Source organism: Streptomyces sp. NPDC019937, assembly GCF_040631655.1.
Taxonomy (GTDB): Bacteria; Actinomycetota; Actinomycetes; order Streptomycetales; family Streptomycetaceae; genus Streptomyces.
This window is the reverse complement of sequence record NZ_JBEYAL010000007.1, coordinates 214140-240994: the sequence shown is the minus strand read 5'-3', so window position 1 is coordinate 240994 and position 26855 is coordinate 214140. Positions and strand designations below refer to the sequence as shown.

The window sequence follows — 26855 nt, the reverse complement described above, 5'->3', positions numbered from 1 at the left end:
GCTCAACGGGCCTCTACTCGTCCGACAGCGTCAGGTCCGGCACCCGTGCGGCGGCGATCAGGAACGCCACCAGGAGCACGGCGGCGCCGGTGAGGAACACGATCCGCAGGGAGCCCACGTACCCCTCCAGGAACGGCTGGGCGACCCGCGGGTCGAGGGTGTGCAGGAAGGCGGAGTCCTCCAGGTTGACCGTGCCGCCGGGGCCGACGGCCGCCTTCAGCGCCTCCGCGTTCGCGGGCTGTTCCGCGAGCTTGCGGTACGCGGGGTCCCCGAGCGCCTCGGTGAAGCGGTCGCCGATCCGCGTCCCCGCGAACGAGAAGAGGATGGAGACGAAGGCGGCGGCGCCCACCGTGCCGCCGTTGGAACGGAAGAAGTTCACCCCGGCGGTCGCCGCGCCCATGTCCGTCCGGGGCACCTCGCTCTGGGCGAGCGTGGTGAGCGTCTGCATCGCCGCGCCCAGCCCGGCGCCCATGAACACCATGCCGAGGGAGACGTGCCACAGCGGGCTGTCCACCCCCAGCGTCGCGTAGACGACCATGGCGGCGGTGAACGAGCCGATGCCCGTCACCAGATACACCTTGAACCGCCCGGTGCGGGAGATCAGACGTCCGACGACCAGCGTGACCGTCAGGTTCGCCGCGACGGTGGGCAGCGTGGCGAGCCCGGCCCCGATCGGGCTCATGCCCTTGACCAGCTGCAGATACAGCGGCAGCGTCGTCATCGCGCCGAACATCCCGATGCCCACGATGAAGTGCAGCGTCGTGCCCATGCGGAACGACCTGATGCGGAACATCCGCGGCGGCAGCAGCGCCGCGTCCCCCATCCGCCGCTCCACCAGCACGAACCCGGCCAGGCCCAGCGCCCCGACCGCGTACATCGCCAGCGACAGCGGCGCGCCCCAGCCCCAGCTGCGCCCCTGCTCGGCCACGGTGAGCAGCGGGACGAGCCCGATGGCGAGGGCGGCCGCGCCGCCGTAGTCCAGCCGGTGCTTCACCGGGCGGTGCGGGACGAAGCGCAGCACCCGCAGGATCACGGTGATGGCCAGGATCGCCAGCGGCACGTTGATCAGGAAGATCCAGCGCCAGCCGTCGATCCCCAGCAGGGTCTCGCGGCCCGCCAGCGCCCCGCCGACGAGCGGGCCGACGATGCTGGAACCGCCGAAGACCGCCATGAAGTAGCCCTGGTAGCGGCCGCGTTCCCGGGGCGAGGTGATGTCCGCGATGATCGTCATGGCGAGCGACATCAGCCCGCCGCCGCCCAGGCCCTGGACCGCCCGGAAGGCCGCCAGCTCGTACACGGAGGTGGCGACCCCGCACAGCAGCGAACCGAGGGTGAACAGCACGATCGCGGCCAGGTAGACCGGGCGGCGGCCGTGGATGTCGGAGAGCTTGCCGTACAGCGGGGTCGCGATGGTCGCGGTGATCAGGTAGGCCGTGGTCACCCACGCCTGGGCGGTGAGGCCGTGGAGGTCGTCCGCGATGGTGCGCAGCGCGGACGACACCACGGTCCCGTCGAGCGCCCCCAGGAACATCCCGAGCACCAGACCCGACATGACGGTGGTGATCTGGCGGTGGGTGAGCCGTACGGGCGGGCCGTCCGCGCCGGGGGCCGCGCCCCGCTCGGTCGTGTCGGAGGTGGTCACGAGGAGGTCCGTCTCTTCCCGGGGGTCGCGTCGTATCGGTGACGTGAGGGTGCGGGGCGGCTATCCGGCGAGCTTCTCCAGATCGCCGACCGCGGTCTCGATGCCCGGCGTGGCCAGCATCGCCAGCCGCGCCGTGCGGGCGCGGGCGGTGATGGCCTTGTCGGCGAGGACGTCCCGGCAGACGGCGGCGACGCCGTCCGGTGTGGTGTCGGTGACGGCCCGGCCGATGCCCAGCTCCTGGACCCGCCGCGCGTTGGCGTGCTGGTCGCCGAACTGCGGCAGGACGGCCAGCGGGGTGCCGGTGCGCAGCGACTCACGGATGCTGTTGAAGCCGCCGTGGGTGAGGAACAGGTCGACGGACTCCAGCAGGATCGGCTGCGGCAGCCGCTCGGTGACGTGGACGTGCGACGGGAGACCGTCGGTGTCCAGCGGCACGCCCGAGGTGGTGAGGACGACGGTGCAGTCCTCCAGCCGGGACACGGCGTCGGCGATGGTGCGCAGCGTGGCGGTGGGGTCCGGGAACTCGATGGGCAGCGCGGGCCCTTCGGGGGCGCCTTGGGGAGCGTTGTTGGTCAGTTCGAGCATCTTCGGCAGCGCGGTGCCGATGGCGGCGTACACCAGCGGTTTGTCGGTGGGGAGTTCGGCGACCCAGCGCGGCAGCACGGAGGCCCGCTCGACGTCCACGGTCTGCCGGTAGGACCACGTCGGGGGCAGGTTCCGGGCGAAGGTGAACTCCGGCGGTACGCAGTCGACGCGCCCGTGCGGCACGACGGACAGCGGGTCGTCGTGGGTGGGCAGCCCGATCTCCTCGCGGGTGGCGTTGAGGTACGGCAGCAGATCGACGGGGTCGACGACGTTCATGGCCCCGGAGGGGGTGGGCAGCTGGGGTATGCCCAGCCGCTCGGCGATCAGGACGGCGCCCATGTCGAAGCCGTCGCGCAGGATGAGGTCGGGCTGGAACTCCTTCACCAGCGGGAAGACGCCCTCCAGGGAGATCTTCGCCCCGGTGCCGGCCATGCCGCGGAACATCAGCTTCGCCACCGCCGAGTGCAGGGCGGCCTTGTCGCCCGTCGGCAGGGCGGTCAGTTCGTCGGCGCGCTCCATCATCCGGGCGCGGGGATCGAGGTCCGGCATGGTGGTGTCGACGCGGACGTCGTCGTCCTCGAAGACCGACGCCAGGGTGGGGTTGGTGACCACCAGGACCTCGTGTCCGGCGGCGGCGAGCGCGCGGAGCAGGGGCAGCTGGGCGCGCCCGTGGGAGGCGCTGCCGGTTGTGGTGCACAGGACCCGCATGGGGTGAAACCCTTCTCTTCGGTGACGTGGTACGGGCGTACGGACGGCTCAGCCGCGCGGCGCCAGGGCGGGCGTACGGCCGACTCCGTGCCACCGCAGCCCGGCCCGCTCCAGCCGGACCGGGTCCAGGAGGTTGCGGAAGTCGTGGACGGTGGGGGTGGCGAGCCGCCCGGCGACGGCCTCCCAGTCGAGGTCCCGCAGCTGCGGCCACTCGGTGAGGACGACGCACGCGTCCGCACCGGCCGCCGCGTCCAGCGGGTCGTCGGCGAGGGTGAGCAGATCGCTGAGGTCGGGGCGGGTGGTGCCCCGCAACGCGGGGTCGTGGGCGAGGAGTTCGGCGCCGCGCTCCTTGAGGAGCCGGGCGATGGCCAGGGCCGGTGAGTCGCGCAGGTCGGAGGTGCCCGCCTTGAAGGTCAGGCCGAGCAGCGCGAGCCTCACGCCGCGCAGCGAGCCGTCGCCGCTCCCGTGCTCGGCCGCGATGCGTTCCACCAGCCGGTGCTGGTGCTCGACATTGGTCTCGATGGTGGCCCGCAGCAGCGGGAAGTCCACCCCGGCCTGCCGGCAGATCGTCAGCAGGGCGTGGGTGTCCTTGGGCAGGCAGGAGCCGCCCCAGCCGGGGCCGGGCCGCAGGAACGCGGGGCCGATGCGGGGGTCGTGGCCGATGCCCTCGGTGACGTCGCCGATGTCGGCGCCGAAGTGCTCGCAGAGGGTGGCCAGGTTGTTGGCGAACGACAGCTTCATGGCGAGGAAGAAGTTGGCCGCGTACTTGGTGAGTTCGGCGCTGGCCGCGTCGGTCAGCACCACGGGCGCGTCGAGCGTGCCGTACAGGTCGGCCACGCGCTGCGCGGCCTCGCGGTCCGCCTCCTTCTCGGCGCCGATCACGATGCGGTCGGGGTGGAGGAAGTCGTGCACGGCCCGGCCCTCGCGGAGGAATTCCGGATTGCTCACCACCGTCACGTCCGGGCGGCCGAGCAGCTCCGCGACGCGCTGCGCGGTGCCGACGGGCACGGTGGACTTGTTGACGACCACGCTGCCCTCCGGCAGGACGGTCCGGATCTCCCCGGCCACCGTCTCGACGGCGGCCAGGTCGGCCGCGCCGCCCGCGCCCATGGGCGTGGGCAGGCAGAGGAACACCACCTCGGCCTCCGCCACGGCGGCCGCGGTGTCCTGCGTGAACTCCAGATGGCCGTCGGCCGCGGTGTCCCGGACGAGCTCCGGCAGGCCGGGTTCGAGGATGTCGACCTCCGCCCGCCGGAGCCGCTGGACCTTCTGGGAGTCGGCGTCCGCGCACACCACGTGGTGGCCGAGGGACGCCAGACAGGCGCCGGTGGTCAGTCCGACGTAGCCGGTTCCGATCACGGCGACACGTCGACCAGATAGATCAGACACAGATGGTCTCCCAACCCATAAGTCATCGATCGTTGACTTATCGATCATCGTGCATCGACGATCAACGCGAAGTCAACAAGCGCTGACAACGATCGGTGACTTTGAGACAGTCAGCAGAGCCTGGAGGATGGGCGACCGGCGAACAGCCGTACTGCGGCGTACTGCGCGAGGAGTTATCGGGTGAACGAACCAGCGAACGACGGGACGTCGAAGGCCTGTGCCGACCCCGTCACGCCCGCGCGCAAGCGCAGCGCGGAGCGGACCCGCACCGCGCTGATGTCCGCCGCCGCCTTCCGTTTCGGCCGGTACGGCTACGACGGCACCAGCGTGCGCGACATCGCCGGGGACGTCGGCGTGGACGCCGCGCTCGTCTACCGGTACTTCGGCTCAAAGGAGGCGCTGTTCGAGACGGTGTCCAGCAACTCCAAGGTCTTCGAGCCGCTGCTCGACGTGCCGCTGGACTGCGTCGCGGACTGGTTCAGCGCCCTGATCGCGGGGGAACCCAAGGACGCCGACTTCCCCCACCCCGTGCTCACCGTGCTCCGCTCCTCCAGCCGCGACGAGGCCATCGGCCGGCTGCGCGGGGAACTGACCAACTTCTTCACCAAGCGGTTCGCCGCCCGCCTGGACGGACCGCACGCCGAGGTGCGGGCCGAGCTGCTGGTGGCCTGGGTGCTCGGCACCAGCCTGATGCGCGGCACCATCCAGACCCCGGCGCTGGCCTCGGCGGAGAACCAGGAGGTGTTCGAGCAGTTCCTGCGGGCCGGGATCGACGTGCTGATCAGCCCGGAGGCCGCGAGCTTCAGCCGGGAGACCGCCGACCGGGACAACCCCGGCCGGGAAGACCTCAGCCGAGAAAACGTCAGTCAAGAAGACCTCAGTCGAGAAGCTGACCGCGGCGGCTCAGCAGAAACCGCTTGAAGGCGGCCACCGAAGGCGTGTCCGGGTGGCCGTCCAGCCAGGCCACACCGATCTCCCGGACCGCGCGCGGCGCCGTGACCGTCAGCTCCGCGACCCCCGGGCGGGGCACGGCGGGCGGCGGCAGCAGCGCCACGCCCAGCCCCGCGGCGACGAGGCCGCGGATCGTCTCGGCCTCCTCCCCCTCGAACGCGATCTTCGGCGTGAAGCCCGCCTCCGCGCACAGCGTGTCGGTGATCCGGCGCAGCCCGTAGCCCGGCTCCAGGGTCACGAACAGCTCCGTCGCCGCCTCGACGAGCCGGACCCGGCGGCGGCCCGCCAGCCGGTGGTCGTCCGGCACCACCAGCCGCAGCCGCTGCTCGTCCAGACGGCGGGCGACCAGGTCGGGTGCGTCGGGGACGGGCGAGGTCAGACACAGGTCGAGGCCGCCCGCCCGCATCCGCTCGATCATCGCCTCCCCGTAGTTCTGGACGAGCTGGAAGCGGACGCGGGGGTGGTGGACGCGGAAGGCGCGGATCAGGCCGGGTACGGTCTCCGAGCCGAGCGTGTGCAGAAAGCCGAACGCGATGCGGCCCGCCGCCGGGTCCGCGTCGGCCCGTACGGTCTCGGCGGCCCGGTCCACCTCGGCCAGCGCCCGTTCCACCGAGCGCAGGAACGTACGCCCGGCCGGGGTGAGCGCCACCGTACGGCCGCGGCGGGCGAACAGCGCCACGCCCAGGTCCTCCTCCAGCCGCACCATCGCCCGGCTGAGCGTGGACTGGGGCACCTCCAGCTCCTGGGCGGCCCGGGTGACGTGCTCATGGCGGGCGACCGCGGCGAACTGGGCGAGGCGGGGCGTCAGGGCCGCCGCCCAGGACTCGGACTCGACCTCGACTGTCACCGGAATGTCTTTTTCGTTGCGGATGCGTGACATAAACGCCCCTGACCTTTACTCATGCTCTGGTGCATCGATTATCTCGATTCCGTGCATTGGACGCATCAGTATTCCGGTCCTTACGGTCGAACCATGCCTCCTGCTGATACCGGGGCGTCCACCCACAGCCGCGTGGACGCCTCCGCACCGCCCGTCTCCTCCGACTCCGAGCGCATGGCACCCGGCCGCCCCGGCTACATCCGGATGAGGCTCGCCCTCTTCACGGCCGGACTCGCCACCTTCGCCCTGCTCTACTCGACGCAGGCGCTGCTCCCCGCGATCTCCGACGATCTGCACGTCCAGGCCGACCAGGCCAGCTGGAGCGTGTCCGCGGCCACCCTCGCGCTGGCCCTGATGGTCGTCCCGCTGAGCGCCCTGTCCGAGCGGTTCGGCCGCCGCACGATGATGACCGTCTCGCTGACGATCGCGGTGGCGGTCGCGCTGGTCGTGCCGTACGCCCCCGACCTGGGCTGGCTGATCGCGCTGCGCGCGGTCCAGGGCGCCGCGATCGCCGGAATTCCGGCCTCCGCGATGGCGTACCTCTCCGAGGAGGTCGAACCGCGGGCGCTGGTCGGCGCGATCGGGCTGTTCGTGGCGGGCAACAGCGTGGGCGGCATGAGCGGCCGCCTCATCACCGGCTGGGTCGCCGACGGCTACGGCTGGCGCATGGGCCTCGCGGCGGTCGGCGCCATGGCGCTGGTCTGCGGGATCGCCTTCCGGCTGCTGATCCCCAAGGCCCGGAACTTCTCCCCCGCCAAGGTCAGCCCGCGTGACCTGGCCCGCACCGTGACCCGGCACCTGTCCGACCCGCTGCTGTGCCGCCTGTACGCCATCGGCGCGCTCTTCATGACCGTCTTCGGCGGCGTCTACACGGTGATCGGCTACCGCCTGGTGGGCGAGCCCTTCGGGCTCTCGCAGAGCATGATCGGCTCGATCTTCCTGATCTACCTGGTCGGCACGGTCTCCTCCGCCGCCACCGGCAAGCTCGTCGGCCGCCTCGGCCGCCGCGGCGCCCTGTACGTCGCGGTCTCCATGACCACCGCCGGGCTCCTGCTGAGCCTCGCCGACTCGCTGGCGTCCGTCCTGCTCGGCCTGATCCTGATCACCGCGGGCTTCTTCGCGGGCCACGCCGCCGCCTCCTCGGCGGTCAGCCGCACCGCCAAGACGGGCCGCGCCCAGGCCGCCGCGCTCTACCAGACCGCGTACTACGTCGGCAGCAGCGCGGGCGGCACGCTCGGCGCCATGGCCTTCCACACGGGCGGCTGGCCCGGCACCGTCGCCCTCGGCCTGCTGGCCGTCGTCGGCGCCACGGCCATCACCCTGTACGGGACGCGCAAGGCCCGGGTCGAGCGCCGCATGGCTCCCGCCCCGGCCCACGCCTGACGCCCCCCAGCCCGAAGGGGCCGCCCCGCCACTGTCCGGCGGGGGCGGCCCCTTCGCCCGTCGGACGACTCCAGCGATCGGGATACGCCACGGTCAGACGGGTAGCTGCCAGTTCGGCCCCTTCGGAGAGCCGGTCCATACGGTTTGTTCGAAGGGGGTGGCGGTCATCCCGAACTCCGTCAGGTCCGGCGCCCCCGCGTCCCGCCACAGGAGAAGGGCCTGTTCCACTTGGGCCCAGAGCCGGAGCGGACCGTGCTGGCACACGGTCCATCCCTCGCCGTCGGGTTCGGTCCAAGCCTGCGAGCCGGTCGCCACGTCGCGGAGGATGATGCCGGAGCTGGTGGTCATCAGCTCGGCGGAGGGTGCCGCGAGCTGAGCGACGAACCGTCCCGCCCACTCCTCCAGGAGCGGGCGGTTCCCTCGTCGTCGAGCACGAGGCGGATCATCCCGGCTGCGAGCATCCAGCCGCAGATGGTGGTGGTGATCGATCCGCCGTCGTTCAGTTGCCGGAACCACGAGTGCGGGAGGGACCGAACGGAGCAGGTGGCGATGATCGCGTCGTAGTCGGCGTGCTTCTTGCACCCTTGGAGTCCGTCTCCGACCGCGAGCGTGGGCGCGCATCCGGCCTCGCTCAGATGCGCGGCGGCGCTTGCCGCGAGGACGGCGTCGTACTGGGCTGGGTGCTGCTGTTCTGGTGTCCACGGGGTGGCTCGGTATGGGCTTTGACGGGCACCCGGACCGGCTTCGCCGGGGCTCAGACTTTGATCATGCGGTACTCGACCCCGAGTCCGTCGAGGAAGGCGAGCAGGTCCTTGGTGGCGATGAAGATCGTCGCCCTGTTGTCCCCGGGGTGGAAGGTGAGGGTTTTCTCTTCGAGCATCTCGGTGTCGAACAGCAGCGTCACCTCGCGGTGGTGCGGGTCGATGAGGCCGAACGGTGAGACCACTCCGGGTTCGAGTCCGAGCGCGGTCGCCAGCCGCTCTGCGGAGCCGAACGACAGCCGGTTCTCGCCGAGCGTGGTGACCAGATTGTTCAGGTCGAGTTCCTTCTGGTCGTCCATGATTAGCAGGTATCGGGCCGTGCGCTTGCGGTTGACGAGGAACAGGCTCTTCGTCCGGACGCCTTCGTAGCCCTCGATGAAGGCGTCGGCCTCCGCGGTTGTTCGCGCCTCCTCGTGTTCGACGAGGGAGAACGTGATGCCGGCGGCGTCGAGCGCGCCGGTGATGTCGCTGCGGGTGATCATGTGTACTCCTGCGTGGTGCGTGCGTGGCGGTTCGTCGCGTCGGTCGGGTTTCGGGTCATCCGGCGGCCAGGAGCGCTGTTCCGGCCAGTGCAAGACCCGCGCCGAGCGTCTGTAGTCCCTGCAGCCGTTCGCGCAGGAAGCCGCGTGCGGCCAGGGCGGTGACCACCGGGTAGAGCGATGCCAGCACGGCGGCGATCGTGACGGGTCCGTGCTGGGCGGCGATGGAGTAGGTGCCGTTGGCCGCGACGTCGGCCAGGCCGACGAAGGCGAGGGCCGGCAGGGAGGCCCACGGGAAGCCGGTGTCCGGCAGCGCGGGGGTGCCGCGCCGGACGGAGACCCGGAGTGCGGCGCCGCCGGCGACCACGTTGGTGACGCGCTGGACGAACAGGGCGAGGAAGAGTCCGGGGATGGTCGTCGATGCTTCGGCGATCAGCGCGAAGACCGTGCCGAAACCGAGTGCGGCCACCAGCGCGAGGAGGACGGCCCGGCGCTGCACCGGGGCGCTTTTGAGTTGTGGTCCGCCCGCGAGCACGACGCCGGTGATGGCGATCAGGATGCCTCCGACCGCCACCAGCCCGGGACGCTCGCCGAGGGCGAGTCCGACGCCGACGGGGACGGCCACGCCCAGGGTGCCCAGCGGGGAGACGACGCCCATGGGGCCCAGGGCCAGCGCCTGGTAGAAGGCGATCATGGCGACCGGTCCCACCAGTCCGGCCGCGACGGCGAACCACAGCCGCGGCCCTGCCTCACCCCACGCCCCGGTGGTGGCGACGATCAGACCGAGCACGACCGCGGAGATCAGCTGCGAGACCACGACCACGGTGAGGGCGGGGATGCGGCGCGTCAGCAGTCCGCCGCCGAAGTCGGCCAGCCCGTACAGGACGCTGGTGGCCAGGGCAAACAACGCGGTCACAATCCGCCTCGCAGTGTAGTTTAATGGACGGCCAGGCTAGTTCAGTGCAGTTCGATAAAGTAACTGGACCGTCCAAAATAGTAAACTACTTCGTGGGTGGACCGTGTCGGACCTTGATCAGTTGACCCAGTCCCTGGCGGGCAACGTCAGGCGTTGCCGCAAAGAGCGCAACCTCAGCCTGGACACGCTCGCCGCCCGGGCCGGCGTCAGCCGCAGCATGCTCGTGCAGATCGAGCAGGCCCGCGCCAACCCCAGCATCGGCACGGTCGTCAAGATCGGCGACGCTCTCGGGGTCAGCATCACCACCCTGCTCGACTACGCGCAGGGGCCCGCGGTCCGCGTCGTCTCCGCCGAGCAGGCCGTACGGCTGTGGCACACCGATGCCGGCAGCTATAACCGCCTCCTCGCGGGCGCCGAGGCCCCCGGCCCCCTGGAAATGTGGGACTGGCAGCTGATGCCCGGCGACAGCAGCTCCTCCGACCCGCACCCGGCGGGCACGTTCGAACTCATCCACGTCACGGGCGGCGAACTGACCCTCACGGTCGGCGGCACCGAGTTCCACGTCCCGGCCGGCTCCAGCGCTTCCTTCGAAGCCAGCGCCGCCCACACCTACAGCAACGCCGGCGACACCCCCACGACGATGATGATGACCATCTCCGTCCCGCCCTCACGCTGAGTACCAATCACTGGGCGACTCCCCGAGCTCCAGGTGACAGAAGGATTGCTGATCGAGCAGTTGTGACAAGCCGAGTGCCTCACGGGTGGCAACCAGACTGCGTCACCGGTCTCGTTCACCAGCTCAACTGGCTCTGCTGGTGACAACTACTGAGCCTCGGCTCACGCGGACCCGGCTGGGAACGGGTACGGCCACCGCGTGATCATCGGGGGTTGTGTGGACTCCTGAAGATCGTGCGGTGGCCGCGGGCCACAGGTAGACCCTGCCCGCTGGCGAGTGATGTTCGACCAGGTCACGGCCCGGATCGCGAGCCGATTTTGGCGGGTGGAACCTCGGGCGACCGCTCGTGCCTACCTGCTCGGCCTGCTGTCGAACGTCGAGCGGAAGAACTGCTGGCAGCTGGCCGAACAGGCGGGCCATGGGCGGCCCGGGCCGATGCAGCGCCTGCTGCGCTACGCCTGCTGGGACGCCGATGCCGTCCGCGACGACATCCGCGCGTACGCCGCCGAACACTGGCCACCAGCCGGTGACGGGCCCTGATCGACCGTCGGCTCTACCTACCCGAGCACTCCTGGTGCTCCGATCCCGAACGCCGCCTGGCGGCCGGGATCCCCGAGGGCATCCAGTTCGCCACCAAGCCCCAACTGGCCGGAGAAATGATCACCGGCGCGCTGGATGCCGGGATCACCGCCTCCTGGGTGACCGGCGACGAAGCCTACGGCCAGGACCCCCGGCTCCGCGCCGCTCTCGAGGCACGCGGCGTCGGCTACGTGATGGCCGTCGCCTGCTCGATGCGGGTGATGATCAACCACGGCCGCACTGCCGTCCGTGCGGACATCATCGCCGGCCGCCTGCCCCCACGGCCTGGCAACGGCACAGTGCCGGCAATGGTGCGAAGGGGCCGCGGTACTACGACTGGGCCTGGATCCATACCGGCACCGGCGGCCACCGCCACCTGCTCATCCGCCGCAGAGGCTCTGGAACTGGCCGGAGCCTCGGAGGACCACCTGACCTACTGCACCACCCTGCGCGGCATGAGTGTGCAGGCCGTCGACCTGGGCCACGGCCGGCAAGCCATGCGCCTGGCCGACGCCGCCGCTGCGGCTTCCCCGCAGGCCGGACCCCGGATGCGGGCCTTTCTCGCAGGGCAACAGGCGCATGCGGCGGCGCAGATCGGTGAGCGCGACAGGGCGCTCGCGCACCTCCGGGAAGCGGAAGTCGCCATGGACAAGGCCGCGTCCAGGGAGAAGGCGTTCGGTTCCTATGACCCGTCGTCGCTGAACTACCACACGAGTCAGGTGCGTTACGAATTGGGCGACGTGCGGGGCGCCGTTGAAGCAATGCAACGGTCGGACAACCTTCGCCATGACGTGTACCGGCGTACCCGGGTCAAAGAACGGGCGCTACTCGCCGAGCGGCAATTCGCCGTTGGCCACCTGGAAGCAGCCTGCGCCACTTGGCATCGGGCTCTGGACGATTACCCACTGGTGCAATCGGGGCGCGCGGATCAGCGCATGACGGCCATGTTCGGCCTGATCCAACCCCACCTCAAGAACCAGGCCGCCCGCGAACTCCACGAGCGCGCCCGCGCGGTCGTCCCGGCCTCCCTCCTCGGCTGATCACCGTCGACCGATCACCAAGCCTCTGGACGGCGGGACCAGGGCGCCGAGGATCCAGGGGGCGTCACGCCGCCCGGTGGCGACGAGGACCGGGCGGTCGCCGTCCCGGCATTCGATGACGACGCCGTCGTACTTGTAGAGCGTGTACCAGCCGGCGGGGTCGTCGGGCCCCAGCCCCCGGACGCCCCGCACGGCCAGCGTCTCCGGAAGCGTCCTGCGGGCGAAGTGCCCCGTGGGGTCCGGGGTGGCCGCCGGCCGGCCGTCTCCCACCACCACGTGGTCGCAGCCGCCCCCGCTGTACGGGACGTCCCCGTGGACCGACGCGCGCACGCACCGCGGCTCCGTGGCGGGAAGCGGGACGATGTCGCTGGTGTCCGCGGCGCGGGCGGTGCGCCGCCGCAGCCACCAGGCGTACAGGGCGGCCAGGCCGACGGAAGGCGGAGTGCCTGCCGCCGTGATCAGGAACGCGTCCCGTACCTCGCCGCCGACCATGCCGCCGAGGAAACCGGCACCGCCCAGGAAGGCGCTGCCCAGCACCCCCACGGTGAGCGGCCAGGGGGCGGTGTGCGCCGGGAAGGGGCGGTAGCGGTGCGCCCAGCCGGCCAGGAGCATGGCGATCCCGAACGGCAGCGCCAGGAGGCCGAAGGCCACGGGAAGCCGCCAGCCGTGGGCGGGCGAGGCGTGGGTGTCCTGGGCGGCGGCGCCGAATGTCACGGTGCGGATCTCGCCCCGCCAGTACGTCAGCGTCACCTCGTCGCCCGCGCGCACGGAGTCGTACACCGGCTCCGACCCGGCCATGCGCACGCGCCGTACGACGTCCGTGCCCCGCTCGGTGACGAGGAGCCAGTAGCGGACGCTCTTGCCGCTGGGCTGGTCCTCCGTGCCCTTGACGGTCGCCGGGACCGTCACCGTGCACGCGTCCGACCGCGTGCCGCCCGGGCAGGCGGGCGCGGTGGCGTACGCGCGCTCGTCCGCCAGCGTGCCCGGCACGATGGCGAACAGCCCGGCGGAGACCAGCACGCAGAGCAGGCCGAAGCCGGCGGGCAGCAGCCACTCCCACGCGCGGGGCGCTCTCGGTGCCCGGTCCGTCATCCCTGTTTCCCCTCCCGCCCCCGGGCCGTTGGCCGACCCCCCTTCCCGGACATTACGCCGCCCCGGGTGGAACCCGGAATGTCCCGGACAGGCGACGTCGTCGCGGTCCGCTTCCTGAAGACCGCTTCAGGATTTCAGCGTCCCTTCAGGTCCGGTTCGGCAACGTAGTGGGCGTCGGAAGGGCACGACAGGGCCCACCGGCGGAACGCGACCGCGACACGAACCGGAGGAACCGTCCCCATGAAGGCCAACGCCAAGCGCACGCTCGCCCCCCGCGCCGTCGTCCTCGCCACGGCCGCCGCCGTCGCCCTGATCGGCGGCACGGGTGCCGCGACCGCCTTCGCGGACGACGACGGCCCGGCGCCGAACTCCACGGCCAAGCTCTCCCAGACGCAAGCCCACCTGTACGGCACCGCGCAGCAGGACCGCGCGCAGGTCAAGGCCGACAAGGTCGGCTACGACGAGGCCACGGCCGCCGCCCTGAAGGCCGTCCCCGGCACCGCGACCTCCGCCGAACTCGACCACGCCGACCGAAACGGCTCCCTCGTCTGGGAGGTCGACGTCTTCGGCAAGGACCACAAGAGCCACGACGTGACGATCGACGCGGGCAACGGCAAGGTCCTCACCCAGCACACCGACCGCGACGACGACGCCGAGGACGCCGCCGAGGCCAAGGCGCAGCTCAAGGCCGACAAGACCGGCTACGGCAAGGCCATCGACCGGGCCCTGAACGCCGTCCCCGGCACCGTCACCTCCTACGGCCTGGACGACGACGACCGCAGCGGCTCCGCCGTCTGGGAGGTCGACGTCCTCGGCAAGGACCACAAGAGCCACGAGGTGACCGTCGACGCCGCCAACGGCAAGGTCCTGGGCCGGCACGTCGACCAGGACGACGACCGACACGACGACTGACCGGCCTCCCCCGAGCCCGAAGGGGCCGCGCCCGCAACTGTCCTGCGGGCGCGGCCCCTTCGCCCGCTTCCTGTCCTGAGCCACCGGAGCCCGGGAGCGGGCGGACAATGGCGGGCATGGTCGTCTTCCGCTGCCGCCGCTGCCACGGCGATGTCGCCGGACCCGTACGCGAGGTACCGCTGCCCGACGTGGACAGCGCCCCGGCGCCGTACGAGCTGCCGAGGGGCGAGGAGTGCCCGCCACGGATGCGTCCGGGCACCTTCGCCTACGATCCGCCCGAGGCCGGGGAGCGAGTCTTCCGGCCACACCTCGCGGGTGCGGCCCTGGGGCTGCGGCGCGCGGGGCTGAACGGCATCGTCCTGGCCCGGGCGGATGTGCACGGCACCGAGCCGACCTCGCTGCGCGGCCGGCGGAACGGCTGCTGCGGCCTGGACGGCTGCGACGGCCCGAACCTGGTGTGCCGCCAGTGCGCGGCCGAAGTGGCCACCGAGCGTTCGGACTGCTGGACCCCGCAGGAGGTCGTGCTCGTCCCCGAGGCGGTGGAGGCCGTCGTCGGCGACTAGAAGCCGTCCCTGCCACGTGCAGGTGAAGCCTGGCCGGGCTTTGGACGACTACCGGCTGGTGCGGTCGGGTCGCGCGGATCAGCGCATGACGGCCATGTTCCGTCTGATCCAGCCCCACATCGTGGGCGGCGATGCCACTCCCACGGAACCCCACGCGTCCGGCACACGTCTTGGCTGCCGTCACCACAGAGCCGTACGAAGGTCAGGTCAGATCAGCTCATGGCACAGGACGAAAACCCGTCGACCGGCCTGGCGGCAGACGGCATTGGCGGGGTGCTCGGCGTCGTCGGGCGCTACCGGCGCGCGCTGTACGGTTTCACCCTCCGCGTGGCCGCCGTGACGGCCGTGCTCGGCTGCGCGATCGTGGCCGGTGGATTCGCGGCGGCATGGGACGGCTTCGAGAACGTCCGGGAGTACGCGGACCGCAACATCGCCAACGAGGACTCCTACGTGGCCTACGCCGACGGCGGCCTGGCCCCGTTGGTCAGGGTCGGTTTCGTGGTGTCGCTGCTGCTGCTCGTGCTGGGGCTCCTCGTCGTCTCCGTCCTGCACACCGCGTATGCCGTCGGCGCCTCCCACGCCGCGCGCGACGGCGGGCCGCTGACCGCCCGTGAGTTGTGGCGGCGCGGCCGTCGGCGGTTTCCCGCCGCCCTCTCGGTCAACGTGCTGGCCGGACTGGCCGTGGGTGCAGTGGAGGTGGCGGCTTTGATGTGGTGGAGCCTTGTGGAGAGCCACGAGGTGCCCGGTGTCGAACCCACCCCTCTGGGCGGAACCGCGAGCCCGCAGTACACGCTGGTGGGGTGGGTGCTGCCGATCGCCATCGGGTGTCTCGGCCCGCTGCTGTACTCCCGCCTGTCGGTGGCCACCGCCGAGACGGTGCTGGAGCGTCGTTCCCCGTTCGTGGCGTTGTACCGCTCGTGGGTGCTGACCCGCCGCGCGCGACGGCGCACCCTCGGCATGGGCGCGCTGGTCGCCGCGGCCGCCGTGCTCGTCTTCTGGCTCGGCCGGTACGCGGCCGTTCCCCTCACCCACCCCGCCGGACTCGGCATGCTGTGGCTCAGCGACGACAATGTGTGGATCACCGGCGTGCTGGTGAAGATCCTGCCCACAGCCGTGGCCCTTCTCCTGCTGCCGCCGGTGGTCATGCCGGTGGTGTGCGCGGTGTTCGCCCGTCTCCATGGAGAGCTGCGCGCTCGTGAGGAGGCGTCCACGACTTCGCGCCGGTGACGCGCTCCTACTGGAGGCGTTCCGCCGCGGCGAGGGGATCGGTCCGGGCGTCGGTGAAGGAGTACGGGGGCCAGGGGCCGAGGAAGCGGATGCGCAGGGCGGGGTGCTGGGTCCGCGCTTCGCTCAGCACCGTGCCGACGGTGTCGACGTCCTCGTGCCGGACGAGCAGGGCGGCGGACAGGACGTCCGTCTCGTCGGCGGCTCGGTGGGTGGGTCCGCGGTCGCGGAAGTCCTCGGCGACGGACAGCAGACGGCGCCGGATCTCGGCGTGCAGCGTGTCGGCGAGCTGCCCGGCCGCGTTGCGGGCGTCCTGCTCCCGCTGCTTGGCCAGGAGCCTGCGCATACCGGGTGACCGGGCCCCGGCCTCGTCGGCGCCGTCGGTTTCCTCCGGGCTGGCGGCCGTGTGCCGCACGGTGATCTCGACCCGCAGTTCGCATCGGCCCGCCAGTTCCTTCAACTGGCCCGTGATGTCGGGCTCCTGCTCGGTGATCCAGTCCACGAGGCGCTGTTCGGCGCTTCGTCCGGGCCCGGGACGGTCCTCGGACGGTGGCTCGTCGGCCACGAGGACGTTGAAGGTCATCGGCAGGACGCTGCCGGTGCGTTCCCAGACGGTGGTGACCGCCTGGCTCTGTTCCGCCACCCAGCGGCGCACCTCGTCGTCACCGCCCTGGAAGGGCGTCGGCGTGGCGTCGTGCACCAGCGCGGCGAGGGTCGTGCCGGGAACGGTCACCAGGCGCAGCGGCCGGCCGTCGAGACCGGTGACGCCCTCGGCGGCGTCCTGACGGTCCGGCAGAAGCGCGTACACGTACAACGCGGTGTGCTCGGTCACTCGTGTGCCTCCTCCGCCCAGCGCCGGGGGTTGATCAGCTTGTCCACGACGTCGTCGACCACGTCGTCCAGCCCGCGGTGGAGATCGGCGACCGAGGCGACGATGCCGTGGTCCTCCTTGATCTGCTCCAGCGCCTCGTCCAGTTCCAGCAGGGCGTCGGCCAGCCGCTCGGTCTCCTGCGGGGTCAGGTCGCCGCCGTTGATGCGGCGCAGCGCCTGCCGGTCCAGCGCCTCCTGGATGACCTCCACCAACGTGACCACCAGGGACAACACCCCGTGTTTCAGGCTCTTCTCGTCGACGGTCAACGGCATGCCGGTTCTCCTTCCTCCTGCTGCCGGCCCGCGCCCAGCCTCCGGGCCCAGGCGGCCGGGTCGTCGGCGGCCAGCCTCACCTCGTCACCGCCGGTGAGGTGCAGGGCGAGGACGCCGCCCTCCCCGGCGGGGCCGCGTCCGGACCGCCGCCGCACCCCGGCGATGGTGTCGGTGGCCAGCACCAGCGCCGGCCGGGAGTCCACGGGGGACTTCCAGATCAGCCGGTCGGCGGTGAGCCGTGCCCGTCCGCCTCGCCACAACGGGCCCGAGCGGCGCGGTTCCTGGTACCACAGGTGCCCCTCGGCGAGCGGCGGTTCCTCCTCGGCGGGGGGACCGAACGGCAGGGCGGGCGTGAGACGGCCGGCGCAGGCCCGGGTGAGCAGGTCGTGCAGGGTCTCGGGCTCCCGGGCGGAGAGCAGTTCCCGCCGGCCGTCGTCCAGTGCCAGCCTCACGCGCAGGCGTTCCTCGCCGCCGACCGTACGCTCCGGCTCCAGCCGCACCGCGCGCACCGCGGCCAGTTCGGTCCGCCACAGGACATCCCGTGGTTCCTCGCGCAGGACGACGAGGCGCTGATCGGTGAGGTAGACGGTGCCGGGCCGCCAGCCGGTGCAGACGCCCTCCGTCAGCAGATGGCCGCCGCTCATCCTGCTGACGACGCGCTCCCCCTCCCGGAGGTCGAGGGCGCGGCGGGCGACGGACCGCTCGGCCCAGGCGCGGGTGGCCTCGTCCCAGTGGCGCATCATGCCGTACTCCAGCATCGTCTCCATCCCGGCGACGGCCGCCCGGATGGAGACGCCGATCAGCGGGATGTCGGCCACGGCGACGATGAGGTCCAGGTGGAGGACCGCGCCCTTGTTCAGCAGGACTTCCACGAGGTCGTCCAGGGTCACCCGGGGATCCCGCGTGGGCCGCATCGGAGCCCCGTCAGCGGTCACGCCGCGGCTCCTCCCGCCCGGCCGGGGATTCCCCCTCGGCCAGGGGCTCCCGCCCGTCCGGGGGCTCCCGCTCGGCCAGGGGCTCCCGCTCGGAGCCTTCCAGCGCTCGGGCCTGGGCGCTGCGCCATCCGCACCAGGGGCACCACTGATTCAGCAACTGCTCGACGGGAGCGCGCTTGCCGCACGCCGGGCAGGTCTCCTTCTCCTCACGCGTCTGACGCCACGCGGCGGTCTCCGTGTCCGTGCCGGAGGGGAACTCCAGGCCGTAGCGGGCGGCGGTCTCGAACGAGGCCAGCGCCGCGCGCAGCCGGATGCCCAGCAGTTCCACCCCGGCCACCGACACCATGATGTCCGCGTTCAGCACGAGGCCCTTGTCCAGCAGGGTCTCGACCACGTGCGCCAGGCTTCCCTCGCCGTCCCGCCGGGGCTGCATCGGGGTCACGCCCGTGGTCTGCGCCGTGCGGGCGGACGCGTCGCGTGGCGGGACGGCGGAGGCTAACCCCCGGTCGCTCGACGTCATCCTCTGGGGATAGCTGCTCATTTCAGGCGTGTAACCGTTCTCCGGTTCACCCACACATCCGCTGGACGGCCTCGGCCCATGCCCAGGGCCCCGTAGCCCTTCAGTCCTTGCGGCCCGTCGCGGCGACCGTGACGCCGAGGCCGATCATCGTGAGGCCACCGACGCCGCCGACCAGGGCGAGGCGGTCGGGAGAGCGGACGAACCAGCCGCGGGCGGTGGCGGCGGCCAGGCCCCAGACGCTGTCGGAGGCGAGCGCGATGGCGTTGAAGACCAGGCCGAGCAGCAGCATCTGCAGCGCCACATGGCCCTGGTCGCGGTCGACGAACTGAGGGAGGACGGCGGCGAAGAAGACGATGGTCTTGGGGTTCGCCACCCCGACGGCGAACCCCTCCCCCAGGGTGCGCAGGCCGCCGCGGGCGGTGGCGCCGCCGCCGGTGAGGGCGGCGGGGAGGGAGCGGCGCCCGCGTATGGCCTTCACGCCCAGGTACACCAGGTACGCGGCCCCCGCCAGCTTGAGCGCCGTGAAGACGAGCACCGAGCGCTCCACGAGCGTGCCGACCCCGAGCGCCACGGCCACGACGAGGGTGTACGCGCCGAGGGTGTTGCCGAGGACCGAGGTCAGGGCGGCGCGGCGGCCCTGCGCCAGCGCGCGGCCGATCACGAACAGCACGCTGGGGCCGGGGACGACGATCAGCAGGAAGGACATCGCCGCGAAGGCGAGCAGGCGGTCGGTGGGCGGCATACGGGTCAGCGTAGAGACGGACGCCGCTGCCGCCCATCGATTAGTTCCGGGTGAGGTGCAGGCGCGGCCAGAGCGCGAGGTCGGCCAGGAGCTGACGGTCGTGGGTGGCCACGACGACGGCGGCCGGGGTGTCGCGCAGGGCCGCCGTCAGCTCGTCGACGAGCACGGCCGAGAGGTGGTTGGTGGGTTCGTCGAAGATGATCAGCTGGGGACGGGTCGCCAGGCGCAGGGCCAGGTCGAGGCGTCGCTGCTGGCCGAGCGACATGCGGGCCACCGGGGTGCGCATCGCCTCGCGGTCCAGCAGGCCGGTCGCGCCCAGCGGTACGAGATCGTGCTCGGGCACCTCTCCGTGGACGGTCAGCCGCCCCACATGCTGGTCGTACACCTGCCGGGCGGTGAACTCACCGGGCCAGGCCGGGACTTCCTGGGCGACCATGGCCACCCGCGCACCGGCGAGGTGGCGCACCGTACCGCTCGTCGGCGCGAGGGCACCGGCGAGCACGGACAGGAGGGTGGACTTCCCTGACCCGTTTTCGCCGGTGACGAGCAGCCGGTCGCCGCCGTCCACGTCGAGGGTGACGGGCCCGGTGAGCCGCCCGGCGACGCTCACGTCCCGCGCGCGGACCAGCGCCGAGCCGGTACGGGTGGCCAGGTCGGGCCAGCGCAACGACAGCGGCGGCTCGGGGACGGTGACGCGGTGGGCTTCCAGTGCCTCCCGCTCGCGGTTGAGCGCCTGCACCACGCCCGGCGCCCGGGACTGGCGCTGGTGCTTGCCGGTGCCCTTCGCGGGGCGCCAGCCAGTGTTGAGCCGGTCGCGGGCCTGGTCGACCGCGAGGGTCAGTCGGCGATGTTCGGCCTGCTGTTCCTCGTGGTCCTGGATCCACCGCTCGCGGTCGCGGCGGCGGCCGTCCTGCCATGCCTCATATCCACCGGCGTAGAGGCGGGGCCGCCCGTCCTGGCTGGGATCCAGGTCGAGGAACTCCTCCGCGACATCGCGCAGCAGGGCGCGGTCATGGCTGACCAGGGCGACGCCGCCGCCGTGGCCGCGCAGGCGGTCGGTGAGGAAGGCCAGGCCGTCGGCGTCGAGGTGGTTGCTCGGCTCGTCGAGCAGCAGGATGTCGTGCCAGGCGCCCAGCAGACAGGCCAGCCGCACCCGGTAGCGCTGGCCCACCGACAGGGTCGACAGCTCACGGCTCCGGTCGGTGCACGCGTGCAGTGCCTCCAGCGCGATGTCGACGCGCCGGTCGGCGTCCCAGGCGTCCAGCCGCGTGGCGGCCTCCAGCGCGGAGGCGTACCGGTCGTCCGCGCCGTCGGCGCCCTCGGCGAGGTCGGCAGAGGCTAGGTCCAGGGCGTGCAGGGCGGCGTGGGCGCTGCGGAGCGCCTCGGCCGTCAGCGTGCCGACGGTTTCGCCGGAGCGGGAGTGCAGGGCTTGCCGCGCGAGGCCGAAGGTGCCCGCCCGGTGCACCGAGCCGCTGTCGGCCACGACGAGACCGGCGAGCACGTGCAGCAACGTGGTCTTGCCGCGGCCGTTCTCGCCGACGATGGCCAGCCGTGAACGGGCGGAGACGGTGACGGACACGCCCCGGAGGAGCTGCCGCGCGCCGCGCGTGACAGTGACGTCATCGGCGCGCAGATGGGCGCGGTCGCCCGCCGGAATCTGGGGGTGGAGTTCGGTTCGGGGCAGGCTCGAAGAGCCCACGGGGGGAAGGGAAGACACAGGTGCTCCGCAGCTCGGAAGGGAGCCGGGCAGCAGAAAGGAGGCCGCCCGGCGGAAGGCCGGAACGGCGGGCAGGGAGAAGGGGGTCCGCTCGGTGCGCCGCCGTCAGCGGCGGGTGCGGAGCCTCATGAACCAGGTGCCTGGGTACATGCGGACGACGATACCGGGGCGGGCGCGGCGCTGACAAAGCAATTCCGCGCCGCACCCGCCCCGTTGAGGGCCGCGCACGGGTCAGGCGATGCGCTCCAGGACGATCGGCTTCGGGGAGAATCCGGCGTCCGCCGGGGCGTAGTCGGTGGCGCCGTCCAGGGCCTCCAGCGCGTACCCGAACGTCGAAGGGGTGTCCGTGTGGAGGGTCAGCAGGGGCTGCCCGGCGGTGACGCGGGCGCCCGGCTTGGCGTGGATCTCGATGCCCGCGCCCGCCTGGACCGGGTCCTCCTTGCGGGCGCGCCCGGCGCCCAGCCGCCAGGCGGCGACGCCCACCGCGTACGCGTCGAGGCGGGTGAGGACGCCGGTGGAGTCGGCCGTGACGACGTGCTGTTCGCGGGCCACCGGCAACGACGCGTCGGGGTCGCCGCCCTGGGCGGTGATCATGCGCCGCCATACGTCCATGGCGGTGCCGTCGGCGAGGGCCTTGGCGGGGTCGGCGTCGGGGAGACCGGCCGCGTCGAGCATCTCACGGGCCAGCGCGAGGGTCAGTTCGACGACGTCGGCGGGGCCGCCGCCCGCCAGCACCTCGATGGATTCGCGGACTTCGAGCGCGTTGCCCGCGGTCACCCCGAGCGGGGTGGACATGTCGGTGAGCAGGGCGGAGGTGCGGACGCCGTGGTCGGTGCCGAGGCCGACCATGGTGGTGGCCAGTTCGCGGGCGGCCTCGATGTCCTTCATGAAGGCGCCGGAGCCGACCTTGACGTCCAGGACCAGGGAGCCGGTGCCCTCGGCGATCTTCTTGGACATGATCGAGGAGGCGATGAGCGGGATGGACTCGACCGTGCCGGTGACGTCGCGGAGCGCGTAGAGCTTCTTGTCGGCGGGCGCGAGGCCGTCGCCCGCCGCGCAGATGACGGAGCCCACATCACGCAGTATGGACAGCATCTCGTCGTTGGACAGCGCGGCCCGCCAGCCGGGGATGGACTCCAGCTTGTCGAGGGTGCCGCCGGTGTGGCCGAGGCCCCGGCCCGAGAGCTGCGGTACGGCGGCCCCGCAGGCGGCGACCAGGGGCGCCAGCGGGAGGGTGATCTTGTCGCCGACGCCACCCGTGGAGTGCTTGTCGGCGGTGGGGCGGGGCAGCGAGGAGAAGTCCATCCGCTCGCCGGAGGCGATCATCGCGGCGGTCCAGCGGGCGATCTCCGCGCGGTCCATGCCGTTGAGGAAGATCGCCATGGCGAGGGCGGACATCTGCTCGTGGGCGACCTCGCCGCGCGTGTAGGCGTCGATGATCCAGTCGATCTGGGCGTCGCTCAGGCGGTCGCCGTCGCGCTTGGCTCGGATGACGGAGATGGCGTCCATGTGCGGGAAGGGCCTTTCGTACGAGGTGCGGTCAGCCGTGGGCGCTGATGCGGGCCAGGTCGGCCGGGCCGAACGCGTCCGGGAGGAGTTCGGAGAGCGGGCGGATGCCGGACGCCGTGTCCACCTGCAGCTCGGGGCCGCCGTGCTCCCACAGCAGCTGACGGCAGCGGCCGCACGGCATGAGCACGGCGCCGTCGCGGTCGCAGCAGGTGAAGGCGGTGAGACGGCCGCCGCCGGTGGCGAAGAGGGCGGAGATCAGGCCGCACTCGGCGCACAGCGCGACACCGTACGCGGCGTTCTCCACGTTGCAGCCGCTGACCGTGCGGCCGTCGTCGACGAGGGCGGCGGCGCCCACGGGGAAGCGGGAGTAGGGGGCGTAGGCCCGGGACATGGCGTCCCGGGCCGCGCCGCGCAGCGACTCCCAGTCGGGGCTCCGATCGGGGGCCGCGGCGGGTGTGGTCATGTGCCCTGTCCCTTCCGGTAGGGCTTGTTGTTGGCCTTGGGCATCCGCAGCCGCTGTGCCGCGAGGCCCATGACCAGCAGGGTGACGATGTACGGGGTCGCCGGGACCAGGTCGTTGGCCACGGTGTCGGTCAGGGCGTACCACAGCACCAGCAGTACGGCGGCGCCGCCGGACACCGCGCCCGCGACGTACCTCTTACGGTAGAGCCGCCAGCCCGCCAGGAGGGCGAGCCCGAGGGCCACCAGGAGCAGCAGGGCGTGGACGGTGGCGCCGCCGTTGCGGAGCTGGAGGGCGTCGGAGTAGCCGAAGAGGCCCGCGCCCATGGCGAGGCCGCCGGGCCGCCAGTTGCCGAAGAGCATGGCGGCGAGGCCGATGTAGCCGCGGCCGCCGGTCTGGCCCTCGTTGTAGATGTGGGAGCGGACCAGGGCGAGGAAGACGCCGCCGAGTCCGGCGAGGCCGCCGGAGACGACGACGGCCGCGTACTTGTAGAGGTAGACGTTGACGCCGAGGGATTCGGCGGCGGTGGGGTTCTCGCCGCAGGACCGCAGCCGCAGCCCGAACGAGGTCTTCCACAGGACGAAGAAGGTGCCCGCGAAGAGCAGGATCGAGACGATGGTCAGCGCGGAGATGTCGGTGACCAGGCCGCCGAGCAGGCCCGCGAGGTCGGAGACCAGGAACCAGTGGTGGTTCTCGACGGTGGCCAGCCCGTCGGACAGGCCCGGCACGGTGAACGACGCGATGTCGTCGACCTGCGGGGACTGCTTGGGGCTGCCGCCGATGTCGGAGAGCGGTTCGAACCAGCGCTTGGCGAGGTAGGTGGTGGCGCCGAGCGCGAGGATGTTGATCGCGACACCGGAGATGATGTGGTCCACGCCGAAAGTGACGGTGGCGACCGCGTGCACCAGCCCGCCGACCGCGCCGCCGAGGACCCCGGCGAGGACGCCCACCCAGGGGTTGGACTGGTAGCCCGCCCAGGCACCGAAGAAGGTGCCGAGGATCATCATGCCCTCGAGGCCGATGTTGACGACGCCCGCCCGCTCGGCCCACAGCCCGCCGAGGCCCGCGAGCCCGATGGGCACGGCCATGGAGAGGGCGGCGCCGATCTGGCCGGAGGAGGTGATGTTCTCGAACGCGGACGCTTGCGTGGCCCCGGCCAGGGCGCGCAGCACCGACAGCGCGACCAGCGCCCCGGCGATGATCAGCAGCACCGTGGCGACGGACATCCGGGAGCCGGGCTTCTTCCCCGGTGCCGTGGGGGTGTCCTTGGTGGCGGTAGCCGTGGCGCTCATACCGCCACCTCCTTCTTGTCCTTGTCGCTCTTACGCGCCTGCGCGGCGAGTTCCGCGCCGACCCGCTGCTGCTGGCGCTTGAGCCCGTAGCGGCGCACCAGTTCGTACGCGATGACGACGCACAGGACGATCACGCCCTGCATGACGCCGACGATCTCCTTGTCGTAGCCCTCGAACTCCAGCCGGTTGGCGCCGCGCTCCAGGAAGCCCCACAGCACCGCGGCCAGCGCGATGCCGACCGGGTTGTTGCGGCCGAGGAGGGCGATGGCGATGCCGGTGAAGCCGATCCCGGCCGGGAAGTCGGAGGTGAACTGGTGGGTGTCGTTGAGCAGGGTCGGCATGCCGATGAGCCCGGCCATCGCGCCGGAGAGCAGCATGCTGGTGAGCACCATGCGCTTGACGTCGACGCCGCTGGCCTGGGCGGCGGACTCGGAGCGGCCCACCGCGCGCAGGTCGAAGCCGAAGCGGGTGCGGCCGAGGAGGAACCAGAAGCCGACCCCGGCGAGCGCGGCGACGACGATGAAGCCCCAGATGGGGTCGAGGTCGCCGCCCGCCGGGATGGTGAAGAAGTGGCTGGAGGACGGCAGCGGGTCGGTGGCCACGATGTTGGTCTGCTTGTCGAGGTCGGCCAGGCGGCCGTCCACCAGCAGATAGCTGATGAGGATGCCCGAGAGGGAGTTCAGCATGATCGTGCTGATCACCTCGCTGACCCCTCGGTAGACCTTGAGCAGTCCGGCGATGGACGCCCACATCGCGCCGACCAGCATGGCGACGAGGATGATCAGCGGGATCTGCACCAGGCCCGGCAGCTTCAGCGCCCCGCCGACGACGGCGGCGAAGAACGCGGCGAGCCGGTACTGGCCGTCGACGCCGATGTTGAACAGGTTCATCCGGAAGCCGATGGCCACCGACAGGCCCGCCAGGTAGTACGTGGTCGCCTTGTTGAGGATGTAGACCTGGCTGTCCGCCTTGACGCCGTAGTCGAACATGATGCCGAAGGCGTCGAACGGCGCCTTGCCGGTGGCGGCCAGCACCAGGGCGGTCAGGAGGAACGCGGCGACGAGCGCGAGCAACGGGGCCGCGACCGCGAGGAGCACCCGCTCCTTGTCGAACTTCTTCATCAGTCCTCTCCCCCGGTCGTCTCCACCGCGGGGCTTTCCAGGTGGCCGGACGCCGCGCCGGTCATGGCCGAGCCCAGCTCCTCCGGAGTGATCGTGGCGGGGTCGGCGTCGGCGACCAGCCGGCCCCGGTACATCACCCGCAGGGTGTCGGACAGGCCGATCAGCTCGTCCAGGTCGGCGGAGATCAGCAGCACGGCCAGGCCCTCACGGCGCGCGGTGCGGATCTGGTCCCAGATCTGCGCCTGCGCGCCGACGTCCACGCCGCGCGTCGGATGCGCGGCGATGAGCAGCTTGGGGTGGTGGCTCATCTCGCGGCCGACGATCAGCTTCTGCTGGTTGCCGCCGGACAGCGAGGCCGCGGTGACCTCGATGCCGGGGGTACGGACGTCGTACTCGGTGACGATGCGCTGGGTGTCACGGCGGGCGGCGGCCGGGTTGAGCAGGGCGCCCTTGCTGTTGGGCGCCTCGGTGACATGGCCGAGGATGCGGTTCTCCCACAGCGGGGCCTCCAGCAGCAGGCCGTGCCGGTGGCGGTCCTCGGGGATGTAGCCGATGCCGTCCTCACGCCGCTTGCGGGTGGGCGCGTGGGAGATGTCGGTGCCGTCGAGGGTGATGGTGCCCGCGTCGGGGTCGCGCATGCCCATGATGGCCTCGACCAGTTCGGCCTGGCCGTTGCCCTCGACCCCGGCGATGCCGAGGACTTCGCCCTTGCGGATGCGCAAGGCGATGTCGTCCAGGACGGCCCGCTCGACGCCGTCGACGTCGGTGGCGGTGAGCCGCACCCCGTCCAGCCGCAGCATCTCGGTGTCGGTGACGGTGGATTCGCGGGTCTCCGGCGAGGGCAGTTCGCTGCCGACCATCAGCTCCGCGAGCTGCCGCGGGTCGGTCTCGGAGGGGACGACGGAGGCCACCGTCGTACCGCGCCGGATGACGGTGATGTCGTCGGCCACGGAGAGGACTTCGCCCAGCTTGTGGGAGATGAACAGGACGGTCAGGCCCTCGGCCTTGAGGTCGCGGAGATTGGCGAAGAGCGCGTCGACCTCCTGCGGGACGAGGACCGCGGTGGGCTCGTCGAGGATGAGGGTGCGCGCGCCCCGGTAGAGGACCTTCAGGATCTCCACGCGCTGGCGGTCCGCCACGCCCAGGTCCTCGACCAGGACATCGGGGCGGACGCCGAGCCCGTAGGCGTCGGAGATCTCCTTGATCCGGGCGCGCGCCTTGCCGCCGATGCCGTGCAGCTTCTCCGCGCCGAGGACGACGTTCTCCAGCACGGTGAAGTTGTCGGCGAGCATGAAGTGCTGGTGCACCATGCCCACGCCGCGGGATATGGCGTCCGCCGGGGAGTGCAGTTCCACGGGTGCGCCGTCGATGGCGATGGTGCCCTCGTCGGGGCGCTGCATCCCGTAGAGGATCTTCATCAGGGTGGACTTGCCCGCGCCGTTCTCGCCCACGAGGGCGTGCACGGTACCGCGTCGCACGGTGATGTCGATGTCGTGGTTGGCGACGACTCCGGGGAACCGCTTGGTGATACCGCGGAGTTGGACGGCGGCGTCCGCGACGTCACCGGCGGGGGCGCCCTTGGGTGGGCTGGCGGCTTTGATGGCGCACTCCTGAGGGGCGGGGGGTATAGGCAGGG

General features: G+C 71.9%; 26 protein-coding genes and 1 pseudogene. 8 read left to right on the top strand and 19 right to left on the bottom strand.

Annotated elements, in window-relative coordinates; genetic code table 11:
* Positions 1–13 precede the first annotated feature (13 nt).
* From ABZ562_RS09510 to ABZ562_RS09500, 3 genes are read right to left on the bottom strand one after another with little or no spacing between them, the layout of a single operon-like run.
* A complete protein-coding gene (locus ABZ562_RS09510) occupies positions 14–1642 on the bottom strand; it encodes an MDR family MFS transporter (protein WP_361475950.1) in 1629 nt (542 codons plus the stop codon).
* Positions 1643–1702: 60 nt separating this feature from the next.
* Entirely contained in the window at positions 1703–2935 is a 1233-nt protein-coding gene (locus tag ABZ562_RS09505; RefSeq protein WP_361475948.1) for a glycosyltransferase, read from the bottom strand.
* Between the two features lie 48 nt (positions 2936–2983).
* Entirely contained in the window at positions 2984–4294 is a 1311-nt protein-coding gene (locus ABZ562_RS09500) for a UDP-glucose/GDP-mannose dehydrogenase family protein (protein ID WP_361475946.1), read from the bottom strand.
* 210 nt (positions 4295–4504) lie between these two features.
* On the opposite strand from ABZ562_RS09500, the gene ABZ562_RS09495 reads away from it, so the two are divergent.
* Positions 4505–5245, top strand: a complete 741-nt coding sequence (locus ABZ562_RS09495) for a TetR family transcriptional regulator (RefSeq protein ID WP_361475944.1) — start codon at positions 4505–4507, stop codon at positions 5243–5245.
* On the opposite strand, the gene ABZ562_RS09490 is transcribed toward ABZ562_RS09495, so the two are convergent.
* Positions 5202–6155, bottom strand: coding sequence for a LysR family transcriptional regulator (locus ABZ562_RS09490; protein WP_361475942.1), 954 nt, complete (start codon positions 6153–6155; stop codon positions 5202–5204). The two genes, ABZ562_RS09495 and ABZ562_RS09490, sit on opposite strands and share 44 nt — an antisense overlap.
* A gap of 93 nt (positions 6156–6248) precedes the next feature.
* Here ABZ562_RS09490 and ABZ562_RS09485 point away from each other — a divergent pair, with 93 nt between their 5' ends.
* Positions 6249–7538 carry an MFS transporter gene (locus tag ABZ562_RS09485; RefSeq protein WP_361475940.1) on the top strand — a complete coding sequence of 430 codons (1290 nt, stop codon included), beginning with the start codon at positions 6249–6251 and terminating at the stop codon, positions 7536–7538.
* Between the two features lie 93 nt (positions 7539–7631).
* On the opposite strand, the pseudogene ABZ562_RS09480 reads toward ABZ562_RS09485, so the two are convergent.
* From ABZ562_RS09480 to ABZ562_RS09470, 3 genes and pseudogenes are all read right to left on the bottom strand, one after another.
* Positions 7632–8212, bottom strand: a pseudogene (locus tag ABZ562_RS09480) (methyltransferase); the annotation flags it as partial.
* A gap of 80 nt (positions 8213–8292) precedes the next feature.
* The gene (locus ABZ562_RS09475; protein ID WP_063733689.1) at positions 8293–8781 is read right to left on the bottom strand and encodes a prolyl-tRNA synthetase associated domain-containing protein; all 489 of its coding nucleotides are present in this window, start codon (positions 8779–8781) and stop codon (positions 8293–8295) included.
* A 55-nt stretch (positions 8782–8836) separates the two neighbouring features.
* Complete coding sequence (locus ABZ562_RS09470) at positions 8837–9694, bottom strand: EamA family transporter (RefSeq protein WP_361475938.1); 858 nt, start codon at positions 9692–9694, stop codon at positions 8837–8839.
* A 103-nt stretch (positions 9695–9797) separates the two neighbouring features.
* Here ABZ562_RS09470 and ABZ562_RS09465 point away from each other — a divergent pair, with 103 nt between their 5' ends.
* From ABZ562_RS09465 to ABZ562_RS09455, 3 genes are all read left to right on the top strand, one after another.
* Positions 9798–10370 (top strand): XRE family transcriptional regulator, encoded by a 573-nt coding sequence (locus tag ABZ562_RS09465; protein ID WP_361475936.1) that lies wholly within the window; start codon positions 9798–9800, stop codon positions 10368–10370.
* Between the two features lie 324 nt (positions 10371–10694).
* Complete coding sequence (locus ABZ562_RS09460; RefSeq protein ID WP_361475934.1) at positions 10695–10910, top strand: transposase; 216 nt, start codon at positions 10695–10697, stop codon at positions 10908–10910.
* Positions 10907–11989 (top strand): transposase, encoded by a 1083-nt coding sequence (locus ABZ562_RS09455; protein WP_361476033.1) that lies wholly within the window; start codon positions 10907–10909, stop codon positions 11987–11989. The genes ABZ562_RS09460 and ABZ562_RS09455 overlap by 4 nt, the downstream gene beginning before the upstream one ends.
* Here the strand turns inward: ABZ562_RS09455 and ABZ562_RS09450 are convergent, their stop codons facing one another.
* A complete protein-coding gene (locus ABZ562_RS09450; RefSeq protein ID WP_361475932.1) occupies positions 11990–13081 on the bottom strand; it encodes a hypothetical protein in 1092 nt (363 codons plus the stop codon). It abuts the gene before it with no gap.
* 240 nt (positions 13082–13321) lie between these two features.
* Here ABZ562_RS09450 and ABZ562_RS09445 point away from each other — a divergent pair, with 240 nt between their 5' ends.
* From ABZ562_RS09445 to ABZ562_RS09435, 3 genes are all read left to right on the top strand, one after another.
* Positions 13322–13993, top strand: a complete 672-nt coding sequence (locus ABZ562_RS09445; RefSeq protein WP_361475930.1) for a PepSY domain-containing protein — start codon at positions 13322–13324, stop codon at positions 13991–13993.
* Positions 13994–14109: 116 nt separating this feature from the next.
* Positions 14110–14556, top strand: coding sequence for a hypothetical protein (locus tag ABZ562_RS09440; RefSeq protein WP_361475928.1), 447 nt, complete (start codon positions 14110–14112; stop codon positions 14554–14556).
* Between the two features lie 219 nt (positions 14557–14775).
* A complete protein-coding gene (locus tag ABZ562_RS09435) occupies positions 14776–15783 on the top strand; it encodes a hypothetical protein (protein ID WP_361475926.1) in 1008 nt (335 codons plus the stop codon).
* Between the two features lie 7 nt (positions 15784–15790).
* On the opposite strand, the gene ABZ562_RS09430 is transcribed toward ABZ562_RS09435, so the two are convergent.
* The 11 genes from ABZ562_RS09430 to ABZ562_RS09380 all read right to left on the bottom strand — a co-directional run bounded on the left by ABZ562_RS09430 (position 15791) and on the right by ABZ562_RS09380 (position 26820).
* A complete protein-coding gene (locus ABZ562_RS09430; protein ID WP_361475924.1) occupies positions 15791–16612 on the bottom strand; it encodes a GvpL/GvpF family gas vesicle protein in 822 nt (273 codons plus the stop codon).
* On the bottom strand, positions 16609–16923 hold the full coding sequence (locus ABZ562_RS09425; protein ID WP_361475922.1) for a gas vesicle protein K: 315 nt from the start codon (positions 16921–16923) through the stop codon (positions 16609–16611). The genes ABZ562_RS09430 and ABZ562_RS09425 overlap by 4 nt, the downstream gene beginning before the upstream one ends.
* Positions 16914–17858: a gas vesicle protein GvpJ gene (gene gvpJ, locus ABZ562_RS09420; protein ID WP_361475920.1), complete on the bottom strand. Its 945-nt coding sequence runs from the start codon at positions 17856–17858 to the stop codon at positions 16914–16916. Before gvpJ ends, ABZ562_RS09425 begins: the two co-directional genes overlap by 10 nt.
* Positions 17848–18378 carry a gas vesicle protein gene (locus ABZ562_RS09415; protein WP_361475918.1) on the bottom strand — a complete coding sequence of 177 codons (531 nt, stop codon included), beginning with the start codon at positions 18376–18378 and terminating at the stop codon, positions 17848–17850. Before ABZ562_RS09415 ends, gvpJ begins: the two co-directional genes overlap by 11 nt.
* Before the next feature lie 100 nt (positions 18379–18478).
* Positions 18479–19120: a LysE family translocator gene (locus ABZ562_RS09410; RefSeq protein ID WP_361475916.1), complete on the bottom strand. Its 642-nt coding sequence runs from the start codon at positions 19118–19120 to the stop codon at positions 18479–18481.
* Between the two features lie 40 nt (positions 19121–19160).
* Entirely contained in the window at positions 19161–20819 is a 1659-nt protein-coding gene (locus ABZ562_RS09405) for an ABC-F family ATP-binding cassette domain-containing protein (RefSeq protein ID WP_361475914.1), read from the bottom strand.
* A gap of 249 nt (positions 20820–21068) precedes the next feature.
* Entirely contained in the window at positions 21069–22346 is a 1278-nt protein-coding gene (locus tag ABZ562_RS09400; protein ID WP_361475912.1) for a thymidine phosphorylase, read from the bottom strand.
* A 31-nt stretch (positions 22347–22377) separates the two neighbouring features.
* On the bottom strand, positions 22378–22809 hold the full coding sequence (locus tag ABZ562_RS09395; RefSeq protein ID WP_361475910.1) for a cytidine deaminase: 432 nt from the start codon (positions 22807–22809) through the stop codon (positions 22378–22380).
* The gene (locus ABZ562_RS09390) at positions 22806–24098 is read right to left on the bottom strand and encodes an ABC transporter permease (RefSeq protein WP_361475908.1); all 1293 of its coding nucleotides are present in this window, start codon (positions 24096–24098) and stop codon (positions 22806–22808) included. The genes ABZ562_RS09395 and ABZ562_RS09390 overlap by 4 nt, the downstream gene beginning before the upstream one ends.
* Positions 24095–25219, bottom strand: a complete 1125-nt coding sequence (locus ABZ562_RS09385) for an ABC transporter permease (RefSeq protein ID WP_361475906.1) — start codon at positions 25217–25219, stop codon at positions 24095–24097. Before ABZ562_RS09385 ends, ABZ562_RS09390 begins: the two co-directional genes overlap by 4 nt.
* Complete coding sequence (locus ABZ562_RS09380; RefSeq protein ID WP_361476031.1) at positions 25219–26820, bottom strand: ABC transporter ATP-binding protein; 1602 nt, start codon at positions 26818–26820, stop codon at positions 25219–25221. The genes ABZ562_RS09385 and ABZ562_RS09380 overlap by 1 nt, the downstream gene beginning before the upstream one ends.
* Between the last annotated feature and the right edge of the window lie 35 nt (positions 26821–26855).